The 9,254-nt window shown below is 55.8% G+C and carries 16 protein-coding genes; all 16 read right to left on the bottom strand.

Annotated elements, in window-relative coordinates; genetic code table 11:
* Positions 1-56 precede the first annotated feature (56 nt).
* Positions 57-1,046 carry a hypothetical protein gene (locus tag RF819_RS02905; protein ID WP_143541580.1) on the bottom strand — a complete coding sequence of 330 codons (990 nt, stop codon included), beginning with the start codon at positions 1,044-1,046 and terminating at the stop codon, positions 57-59.
* Positions 964-1,452 carry an AP2 domain-containing protein gene (locus RF819_RS20895; RefSeq protein WP_143541579.1) on the bottom strand — a complete coding sequence of 163 codons (489 nt, stop codon included), beginning with the start codon at positions 1,450-1,452 and terminating at the stop codon, positions 964-966. The genes RF819_RS02905 and RF819_RS20895 overlap by 83 nt, the downstream gene beginning before the upstream one ends.
* A complete protein-coding gene (locus tag RF819_RS02895) occupies positions 1,445-2,548 on the bottom strand; it encodes a hypothetical protein (protein ID WP_078363581.1) in 1,104 nt (367 codons plus the stop codon). The genes RF819_RS20895 and RF819_RS02895 overlap by 8 nt, the downstream gene beginning before the upstream one ends.
* Positions 2,545-2,889: a hypothetical protein gene (locus RF819_RS02890; protein ID WP_078363580.1), complete on the bottom strand. Its 345-nt coding sequence runs from the start codon at positions 2,887-2,889 to the stop codon at positions 2,545-2,547. The genes RF819_RS02895 and RF819_RS02890 overlap by 4 nt, the downstream gene beginning before the upstream one ends.
* Positions 2,886-3,095 (bottom strand): hypothetical protein, encoded by a 210-nt coding sequence (locus RF819_RS02885; RefSeq protein WP_078363579.1) that lies wholly within the window; start codon positions 3,093-3,095, stop codon positions 2,886-2,888. Before RF819_RS02885 ends, RF819_RS02890 begins: the two co-directional genes overlap by 4 nt.
* A complete protein-coding gene (locus RF819_RS20890) occupies positions 3,092-3,595 on the bottom strand; it encodes an HNH endonuclease (protein WP_143541578.1) in 504 nt (167 codons plus the stop codon). The genes RF819_RS02885 and RF819_RS20890 overlap by 4 nt, the downstream gene beginning before the upstream one ends.
* The gene (locus tag RF819_RS02880; protein ID WP_078363578.1) at positions 3,592-4,971 is read right to left on the bottom strand and encodes an SNF2-related protein; all 1,380 of its coding nucleotides are present in this window, start codon (positions 4,969-4,971) and stop codon (positions 3,592-3,594) included. Before RF819_RS02880 ends, RF819_RS20890 begins: the two co-directional genes overlap by 4 nt.
* 202 nt (positions 4,972-5,173) lie before the next feature.
* Positions 5,174-5,374 (bottom strand): hypothetical protein, encoded by a 201-nt coding sequence (locus tag RF819_RS02870; protein ID WP_078363576.1) that lies wholly within the window; start codon positions 5,372-5,374, stop codon positions 5,174-5,176.
* On the bottom strand, positions 5,371-6,270 hold the full coding sequence (locus RF819_RS02865) for a DHHA1 domain-containing protein (RefSeq protein WP_078363575.1): 900 nt from the start codon (positions 6,268-6,270) through the stop codon (positions 5,371-5,373). Before RF819_RS02865 ends, RF819_RS02870 begins: the two co-directional genes overlap by 4 nt.
* A complete protein-coding gene (locus RF819_RS02860) occupies positions 6,267-6,839 on the bottom strand; it encodes a hypothetical protein (protein WP_078363574.1) in 573 nt (190 codons plus the stop codon). The genes RF819_RS02865 and RF819_RS02860 overlap by 4 nt, the downstream gene beginning before the upstream one ends.
* Positions 6,826-7,023 carry a hypothetical protein gene (locus RF819_RS02855; protein ID WP_078363573.1) on the bottom strand — a complete coding sequence of 66 codons (198 nt, stop codon included), beginning with the start codon at positions 7,021-7,023 and terminating at the stop codon, positions 6,826-6,828. The genes RF819_RS02860 and RF819_RS02855 overlap by 14 nt, the downstream gene beginning before the upstream one ends.
* Positions 7,020-7,181: a hypothetical protein gene (locus tag RF819_RS21250; RefSeq protein ID WP_158081223.1), complete on the bottom strand. Its 162-nt coding sequence runs from the start codon at positions 7,179-7,181 to the stop codon at positions 7,020-7,022. The genes RF819_RS02855 and RF819_RS21250 overlap by 4 nt, the downstream gene beginning before the upstream one ends.
* Positions 7,178-7,897 carry a RecB family exonuclease gene (locus RF819_RS02850; protein ID WP_078363572.1) on the bottom strand — a complete coding sequence of 240 codons (720 nt, stop codon included), beginning with the start codon at positions 7,895-7,897 and terminating at the stop codon, positions 7,178-7,180. The genes RF819_RS21250 and RF819_RS02850 overlap by 4 nt, the downstream gene beginning before the upstream one ends.
* A 137-nt stretch (positions 7,898-8,034) precedes the next feature.
* Complete coding sequence (locus RF819_RS21245; protein WP_078363571.1) at positions 8,035-8,352, bottom strand: hypothetical protein; 318 nt, start codon at positions 8,350-8,352, stop codon at positions 8,035-8,037.
* Positions 8,336-8,704: a DUF6948 domain-containing protein gene (locus tag RF819_RS02840; protein ID WP_078363570.1), complete on the bottom strand. Its 369-nt coding sequence runs from the start codon at positions 8,702-8,704 to the stop codon at positions 8,336-8,338. The genes RF819_RS21245 and RF819_RS02840 overlap by 17 nt, the downstream gene beginning before the upstream one ends.
* Positions 8,705-8,849: 145 nt before the next feature.
* On the bottom strand, positions 8,850-9,251 hold the full coding sequence (locus tag RF819_RS02835; protein WP_078363569.1) for a hypothetical protein: 402 nt from the start codon (positions 9,249-9,251) through the stop codon (positions 8,850-8,852).
* Positions 9,252-9,254: the final 3 nt, after the last annotated feature.

Below are 9,254 nucleotides of genomic sequence, written 5' to 3'. Positions count from 1 at the left end.
GTCCTTTGGGTTTGAGAGAATATCAGATTGCGTTAGATTACAGTGATTGAAAAAAGCTATCGCGCCTTCACGCCGATTGACTCCAAGATTGCGTACGCCTCGTCGACGTACCACTGTTTGTTCAAGTCCTTGGGCAGCTTGTCGGGCAGCGTCATGCAGATGCGAGCGCCTTCAGTCTTGGGCACCTGGTTGCCCGAGCTGAGGTACGTGAGCGGGGGCAGGTCAGCCGTCGTCATGTACCAGCGTGCGACACGCCCAAAGGGCTCACCACCGACACCGACATCCACCGGAGCGGGGCGCGACTTGCGACGTACCGAGGCTTTCAGGCTGGGCCAGTCAGGACGACGCCAGTTGCCCGGCGCGGTCTCGACCCAGTCGTCCACCTTTTTGTACCCGGTGTACTGGATGCCGCCGCCCTGGACGTTGCGGATGGCCACGAAGTCCTTCATGTCGGTGTAACCAAGGATGCTGGACTCAGGGCGTGTGCCGCACTTGAGATAGTCGATGACCATGCGTGTGCACACGTCCATCGTCGGGTTCTTCATCAGGTACAGCGGATTATCTTTGGGGTCATTCAGGGTGTATAGCCCCTTGGACTTGACTTTGCCGTCGGTCTTGAGAGCGATAAAGTTGTTTACGTCCTTGGCTGCGTACTTGGCGTACGGAGTTTCTTCGTACTCGAAACCCGTGTGCTTTGCGTTTTTAGCAAAGACTTTCAGCACACGCTCACGAACATTAGGTTTGTAGGCAACAAGTAGGCCGTCGGTGTTGGCCGACTTGACATTACAACCTTTGATCTTCTCCAGCTCGTGGATGAGGCACAACAAGTTGAGCTGGCCTGTCAGCGTCACAGCGAGCATCAGTTCAGGCGCATAGAAGCTGCAGTAAATGCTGCCTAGTTTGCCGAACGTGCCGTTAAGGCAAATCTTAAGCGCGTTTGCAACTTGAAGGTTTTTGCGTCGCTCAGTTTTGAGCTTTTCCAGCTTTGTTTGCAATGAAGTTCGTTCTTGCTGCGACAGCTTCTTCGATGGTTTTGAATTTTCCAAGGATATATCTCACTTTGTTGATATGAACCATTGCTTGAAAGCAACCGGGTTTGATTTGGCGAACTCCGGTGTGACCGCTTTCGCTGGTCACAAAGCAACGTCGGTTAAGCCGTTGTGCTTCAACGGTTTCCCATTTGCAGTTCTCGGGCGAGTAACCCTTGTCGTTGTCTTCGCGCTCAAGAGAATGCTTTTGCGAGGGCTTCATCCCCATGTCCAGCGCGAAGTTCTCAAAAGATTGCCAGCGTTCGCAAACTGTGATCCCTCGGCCACCGTAATGACGGTACGCTGGATTATTCGGGTTGTCGCAGCGTTGACGCATCAGCACCCAGGTGTTATAGAGCGGGTGCTTTTTGCAAGGAAAACCTTGGATTAGTTTTCCTCGCTCGTGATACGTTCGATTAGCCATTTGCCAACTGGGCCTCAATCACTTTGATCTCAGCAGATAGTTGTTGAGCGCGTCGCTTTGCCGCAATGCGTGTCTCGTAGATGTGTCGGTACTCTTCGAGAAACTTGTTGCCCTTGTTGCCACCGAGCTTTGGAGCCAGGCCCGCCTTGAGCATGATGTTGGGGTAGTAGCTGGCCACGTCAAAGTCACTGAGCAGCAAGTCGTCAGAGGCTTCGAGGTACATAGCTTTGTCGTGGGTGCTGTGTAACCCACCCACGCCGCACTGGTAGGTGCCACTGCCGATGACGACTGGCTCGTCGAGGAACTTGGGTGCCGTCGGACTGCCGTTGCCACGGTTGAGCACGAAGGGGAAGCGGCTGAGCAGGTCGGCCAGCTCGTTGATGACAGGGCTGTCTGTGACGATGAAGTCAGGGGCCTCGTAATCGACACTGTGCGGTACATGCTTGGAGCCAGCACCGATGCCCACGCGCTTCTTGAGGATGGCCTCGGCGATCTGGGCGTCGCTCTTGGAGCGCAGGTCGATGCCGTACTCTTCACTCATCTCGGCACGCAGCTCCAGCTCGGTCTTCTGGCTCAGAAACGCCGCTTCGGTGACACCCAGATCGTTGTCGCAGTAGGTGCTGAGCACCTTCTGCTGGGCTGGGGTCAGGTCGGTGTCGTGGTGGAAGGGCAGGTCGACCATGGTCTTGTAACCCATGCGCCCGGCGTAGGTCTTCAGACTGATCATCACACCAGGCATGACTTCAAACAGGTCGATGTGGTCGTAGTCGATGAACTCCAGGTTGAACTGCTTGTAGGTCTGCCAGGAGCGCAGCCGTTCTTCGATGATGATCGTGGCCAGCTCTTTGATACCGTGCACGTCGTACTCCGGGTCCATGGCCATGGCGATCAGAGGCCGGTCGAAGTTCTCGCTGTTGAACCCCACCCAGGTGTAGTCCGGGGTGGCCAGCATGCGCGCCAGCTTGTTCATGTGGCCGCGCTTGTGATACCAAAACTCGCAGCGCTCGCGCGTCTCGACGTTCAGCGTGCGGACCAGGAAGACCGGCTTGTCTTTGCCGATGATTTCGCAGTCGAAGATGATGTGCTGGTTATTCATGCAAAACCTCGCCCTTCTTCGATCAGCACCCAGAAGCCGTCTTGGCGTTGATAGACAGCGTCGTACAGCGGTGCGTGGTAATTGATCTGCCAGTCATGGTCCGGGTCAGCAGCTGCCAGCAGTTCGATGTCAGCGCAGGTTCTGTACTCATCTCCTTCCGGCACGTCTTGCTCGTCGCAGATGAGTTCAAGGTCTTTAGTACAGAAGGCTGAGCCAAAACCTACCGCGATGATTGAGTCTGGGCTGAGGTGTGGGCGATTGAGGATCGCAGGTCTGCGAAGCCATGTAGTGATGACGGTTTTATCTGCACCTGTGGCGGCAGGGTCGAAGGTGATGTTCATGCCGCTCTTTTCAGTTCGACAGGAAGATGTTCTGCGATGTTGTTCACAGCGCTTTGCATGTGGAACACTGCGACCATGTGGCTGAAGTCAGCCCAAACATTCTTCATCCAGAGGTCGTCGCGCACTGTGCCGCGCTTGGAGAGACGGGTGACGAGGCGGTCTCGGATAAGGTTCACTGGGTCTTGACGAGTAACTTTTGTAGTCATGCTAAAAACTCCTTTGTGATGTGTTTCCAAGCGTTTCCTTGAGCAATCTTGTCTACCATTGCTTTTGAGATACCAAATTGGTTTGCAACCGATGCACGGGGCTGTCCTTGGCGGCGTTTTGTGAATATCTGGCGCACTTTTAAGGCAGTTAATTTTGAGTTTGCATGCTCTCCGCAGGCTGGCTTCTTCAGTCCTGTTTTGTAAGCGTGGCGCAGGTTGTCTGAATAGGAACCCAGATATAAATGATCTGGGTTACAGCAAAGTTTGTTGTCGCATGTGTGTAGGACGTGCGTTTTGTCTTGCTTATTTGGTGGCGCTTTGACGTCCACAATCATGCCGCTTATGAAAGCTGCGACTCGATGTGTGACTCGTTGCTTTCTGTCCCACCTGACAAGTCCGTAGCCATTCGGAACGTTTGTACAGCCTTGCCACTCCCAGCAGCCTGACGGTTGCTTTTTGACGTTCGCCCAGAAGGATTCAGGAGTGTGCGGGGCGCTCATGAAAGAAATTCCTTCAGCTTCTGAGTGAACTCATCTGAGCGAAGGCACTTGCCTGTCAGGCGCTCCCACTCGACTTCGTCGTAAGTTCCTGCTGCAATGATGGTGATGGTTTCGGTTTTCTGCGTTTGGCCAATGCGATAGATACGCTTTAAGCCTTGCCTGTACCACTCCAAATTTGATGAAGGCGACGCCCAGATGGTGCGTGTACCCTTGACCCAGGTGAGCCCGTGCGCCGCACTTTTGGGGTGGGCGAAGATGCAGTCGTAGGCGCCCTTCTGGAAGTCCTCGGTGATCGCCTTGCGTTCTTTGTCCGTTGTTTTGCCGTCGTAGACAGCGAAGTTCAGGCCACGTCGTTCGGCTTCTTTGACGAGTTCGTCGCGCTGGTGCTCCCACTGGAAAAACACGACGCTATGCTCGCACTCCTGAACCAGATCGAGCACAAGCTCATAGCGGTCAGTATCGAAGCGCGTATAGCCGGTCTCTTCGCTGTTGTACACCGCGCCCGATGCAATTTGTAGCAGCTTGATACAAAGCACCGCTTTGTTGACAGCTGACAGGACTTGACCCTTAGCCATCGTGACCATGTCCTCAGCCATCTCGGTGTAGTGCTTCGCATGTTTGGTCCCTAGCGTGACGGCGCGGGTGTATTCGTGGTTGGGTGGAATGTCGACACACTCTTCGAACAGGTGCTTGATGGTGATGTCTTTGACCAGGGCGGCGACGATGTTGGCGATGCCTTCTTTTTCGACCCACTTGACCATGTTGGGCATCGGGCCGACCTGCTGTGGTGTGCAGACGGCGCTGCGAAACCCGAAGAAGCTCTTGCCCAGGCGCTTGCCTTCGTCGAGCAGGAAATACTGGTGCCAGAGGTCAAGGATGCCGTTGGGGTCAGCCAGGCCACTCATCATGCGCCGCCACTCGAAGCGCTTGATGATCTTGGCTGCGTTCTTTGAACGCATGCTTGTGTTGTGCTTGAAGGCAGTGCTCTCGTCGACGACCAGTGTGCCACCCTCGAACTTTTTCCAGAACGGTGCCTTCTGCTTGGCTAGCCAGTTCACCGCATCGTGATTCGTGATGTAAACATCTGCGCCCGAGGCGAAGGCTTTCTCTCGATTGTTCGCGTAGGCCACAGCGACTTTGAGGTCTGGGGCGTACTTTTTGAAGTCGTCGCCCCAGGCCGAGTCCATCGTGGAGCGGGTGGCCAGGACGATGGCTGGCTTGCCACCACGGGCGCGGCGCTCTGCGAAGTCTTCGACCTCGACACGGGTTTTCCCCGTGCCGGGCTCGCTTTGGTCAAAGAATCGGTGTGCATTTTTGAGCGCTTTCTTGGTTTGGCCTTGATGCTTGAAGAGCGGGGGTGGTTTATGCGAGGCCATTAGAGTTCATCCCCATAGTACGTTCTGTCGTAGTCGCCGTTGTTGCGGTCTTTGTACGCTTCACGTTCGTACGCGGCTTGGGAAGTGAACGGCTTTACGATTTCGCCTTTGCCTTCGTATCTGCAGTTCTGGCATTTGTTATTTACGATGTCTCCGTTGCAGCGCGGGCAGTGAGGGATGTTGAAATTGAAGGTGCTCATGGCTAAAACCCTCTGCTTGGACATTTCAGAAAATCCAGCGCACCTGGCCTGCCGTCAAATGGACGCAGGTCTTTGCTGTCGTACTCGTCCTTCGGAATACCGATCTGGACAGAGAGCGCTGTGCCCGGTGCCTTGGTACTGGCGTATCGTTTGACCGGCTTCATCGGAAACAGGTGTGTGGCCGAGGTGGGGTTGACTTTCATGCTGGTGTGAGGATGTTCATCAGTTGGTGTACGGTGCACTCGAAGCCTGCGGCGTTGCGATGTCCGCCGCCACCTAGGGTCTTGGCCAGGGCGCTGACGTCGTAGTCGCCGTTGCTGCGCAAGCTGGCCTTAACCACGAGGTGCTCGTCGATGGTGTAGGTCATGCCGTACGTGCCGCTCTGGATGGCCAGATCATGACCTGCGTCGCTGCTGACGTAGCCTGGTGCGTTGATGGCCAGGCCCGGCTTGCCTGCGATGGAGCACATGCGAGAGCGTTCGACGTGCTTAGAGATTCGGGCCGAGTGATCGCGGAGCAGGGCGTCGCCGGTAGCCAAGAAAGCGTCGCATTTGTCCGGGTCTGCGTTGACGATCTCATCCCATTGTTTGAAGTTCCAGGGTGCGTAAGACCAGAGCGCTTTGTTGAATGGCTTGGTGTCGGGCAATGCGAATTGCCAGCGGTCATAGTCGTCGATGAATCTGATTGCCAGCGGCGGGTTTGTCCCGACGAAGTAGCTCCATGCAATCAAGGCGCCGGAGCGTGTGTTGTTCAGGAGGATGATCATCACATCGTCCTGCTGGACATAGCACGATGTTGGTGTGAACGGCTCTTCGGGCACCCACATCTCGAAGGAGGTCTTGTGGTGATCCAGCCAGGTGGTGTGCTTGGCAACGGCCATGATGTGAACCATCACGTCGTGCGGAAAGCTGAAGTCCAGGATGTAGACGTTGCGCCCTTCGATCTGGCCGAGCAGGTCAATGTCGTCGGTCGTTTTGATGTCACCGTATTTAACAGCGACGTACTCCGCATCGTCGCCGAAGCGTTTCCAGGCGGCGTATGCAGCACCGAACCCGTCGGCGCAGTTGGCGTGGTAAAAAATGATGGGTTTGGTAGTCATGCTGCGAGGCTCAGAATCTGAGCGTGGAAAGTTTGTCGGGCGATGGGTGCGTCGTTGGCGGCGCGGTTGCGCTGGCGGATGTCAGCCAGGTCTGGAGCCTGAAGCCTACGGATCAGGTCAAGGCACTCAGCCACCGAGCTGGGTTCGATCAGAATTTCTTCTGTGCGGACCAAGGGCGTTGCAAAGATGCCGTAGTCCTCAATGTTTTTGTACTCCGTGTTGACGAACTGTGGACGAGCGTCAATTGGCTTAAAGTCGAATGAGTTTGCTAGCACTTGAACGCCCAGGTTTGAAGAGCAGTGTGTGATGTGGAACTCAAGTGGTCGACCCACGGACTGTGGGTCGACCCATTGATTGGGTTGCCCTGCGAAGTAGAAATCTTGTAGTTTTGCCAGCATCGAGAGCTTCAAGACTGGGTGGTGTAACGCGAGGTTAATCCGCTCACCGTAAAAATCTTGTTCAACGGCAATTTGCCACCCGGCTTGTTGAAGCCTGTAGGTACTGGACTCGAATCCTGCAAAGTGAACTTTGTAGGGTCGACTCAGAATGCGTGGCTCAAAGAGTGCCATCTTCGATCTGCCGTTCCAAGTCAGCGATCTGGATTTCGATGCCCTTGACCACGGCTTGTGCCGCAGCCAAGTCACGCAGTTTGGCTTTCATCTTTTCTTTGGCTTTGGCGGCTTGCTCTTGGCGCACTTCTGCCTCGGCTTGTTCACGGACAGAAGGAGTTGCGGTGATGGCTTTGATGTTCATGGTTTTTTCCAGGTTAGGGTGAAGGGAAGGAGATCGGCGAGGCGCTGCCAAATGGTTTTGCGCGTGCGAAGCTGTGCTTTGAGGGCTTCAATTTGCTGGCGTGCATGTTCCTGATGAAGCTCGTAGATGGCCTGTTGTTTGACGTCTTCGAGGTTCATGCGTACTTTCTCCGGTAGTCAGCAATGGTCATGGAGGTGGTGTAGGCGTGTTGGCACTGGTTGCCCTTCTGCGGGCCGTAGGGGCACCACTGACAGCTCACCATGTTGGGCGAAGGCTCGAAGATCCCGGTGCTGTGTGCGTGGTCGATACGCTTGGCGCGTTTGTCGAAGCTCTTGACAAAGTTGATGGCCTGCTCACGGGTGTACGTGACTGGGGTCAGCTCGTCTTTGTCCAGATACCAGAGTTCTGCGGTGACCTTCTTGACAGTCGGGTTGCGGATGGCTGTGGCCAGCGAGTAGAGCTGTGTTTGTTCACCATGCTTGAGTTCGTTGCCCCACTTCTTGCCGGTCTTGAAGTCGATGACAATGGCCTCAGTGCGGTTTTCGTTGAACGCCACTGAGTCGGCCTTCATGCGAAGCCACGCTGTTTTGTAGGCGGCGGGTTGCCAGTTCTGATCGAATCCCCATTCGCCCTCGTTCGATACGAGTCCGTTAGAGTACCGTTCGCGAAGAGCGCAGAAGTCGTTCTGGAACTTCATCAGCTCGGTGGGCAAGCTCTTCAAGCGACCGTCGACGAACTTCTCAGCCAAGGTATGGATGGCTGTGCCACGGTCTGCTGCGGGACTCTTTTCTTCGGGCACACGGTCGATGTGTTTATATTTGTAGCGCAGCTTGCATTGCTCGAAGTCGAGTAGCTTGGAGTATGACCAGGGCATGGTTCGCTTTCGTAAGATGGCGTTAGAGTGTATGAGAGTAGTGAGCGAAGTGGCGTTGAATTTCGCTACTGTGGGGGCTGGTGGGATAGGTTGGGGCTATCTGCCCGTTACATCGTGACAATGCCAATGCGCCTACTTTATTCGCCGCCGTAGCCGGAGCCGTCGCCGGAGCCGGAGCCGGAGCCGGAGCCGGAGCCGGAGCCGGAGCCGTCGCCGTAGCCGTCGCCGTCGCCGTAGCCGTCGCCGTAGCCGGAGCCGGAGCCGGAGCCGTAGCCGTCGCCGTAGCCGGAGCCGGAGCCGGAGCCGTCGCCGTCGCCGTCGCCGTCGCCGTAGCCGGAGCCGTCGCCGGAGCCGTCGCCGGAGCCGGAGCCGGAGCCAGAGCCGTAGCCGTCGCCGTAGCCGTCGCCGGAGCCAGAGCCGTCGCCGTCAATAAACGCCTTATTTTTTGAACTCATTGATGGACTCCTTAGCTGTTGCGCTGCAAGGGATGAGTTCGCAAATACCTGTGAGATAAATCTCAGGATTGAGCACGTCGATCTTGCAACCGCTTTGCACGCCGTTCTGAGCAACACCGGACAGAGCTATGCCGTCTTTGGCTTTCCAGCTCCAGAGGCGGCGCGAGTTTTTCAGGATGACGTTTTCGCCCTCGGCGCTGATAACTTCGCCAGCATGCACGCCAGCTGTGTAGCAACGTGCGATGACATATTTGCCGACGAACGGGTGGGTGGGTTTAACTGTTGCCGTTGTTGCGCCGAACAGAGCTGCGAGTTCTTTGGCTTGGCCCAGGGTAAGGTCGTTGATGTTCACGGTTAATTTCCTTTAGGACGAGGTACTGCGTTCGCAGCGAGAAGCCACTTGTTGCCAAGCAGCTGAACCATGCGCAGCCAGGCTGCGCGGTAGCTTGGCTGCGCAGGGTAGAGTTGCTGCGCACGTTGTTCGAGGTCGTTAGAGTTCACGAGTCGAGCGCTGCCAGGCGAGCGCGTAGTTCTTCAGGCTTTAGGCTTTCCAGCGCTGCGTCTTCCTTCTTACTCAGGATGTCGAGCAGCTTGCGACGTTCTTCGGCACGTTGTGCGGCGAGACGGCGAGCGTCGTTCTGGGCCAGTTTGATAGCGATGATGTGCTTGAGGATTTCGAGTTTCAGTTCCAGGCTGGGCTTAGCCGGGTTGGTGCTGGTCGCTACGAAACTTTCTTCCGTTGCACCACGCAGCTCATCATTGACTGACTTGGCGATGGTGTCCAGGTCGAAGCTTGTCTTGGAGGTCAGCGGCAAGTCCCACAGTTGTTCGGTGGTCAGGTCGCCCTTGTTGGTGGAGAAGCGCAGTTTGTTGATGGAGGCTTGTTCAAAGATGTTCATGGT

This window comes from Rhodoferax fermentans, from assembly GCF_002017865.1.
GTDB classification, from domain to species: domain Bacteria; phylum Pseudomonadota; class Gammaproteobacteria; order Burkholderiales; family Burkholderiaceae_C; genus Rhodoferax; species Rhodoferax fermentans.
This window is presented reverse-complemented; position numbering and strand designations above follow the sequence as displayed.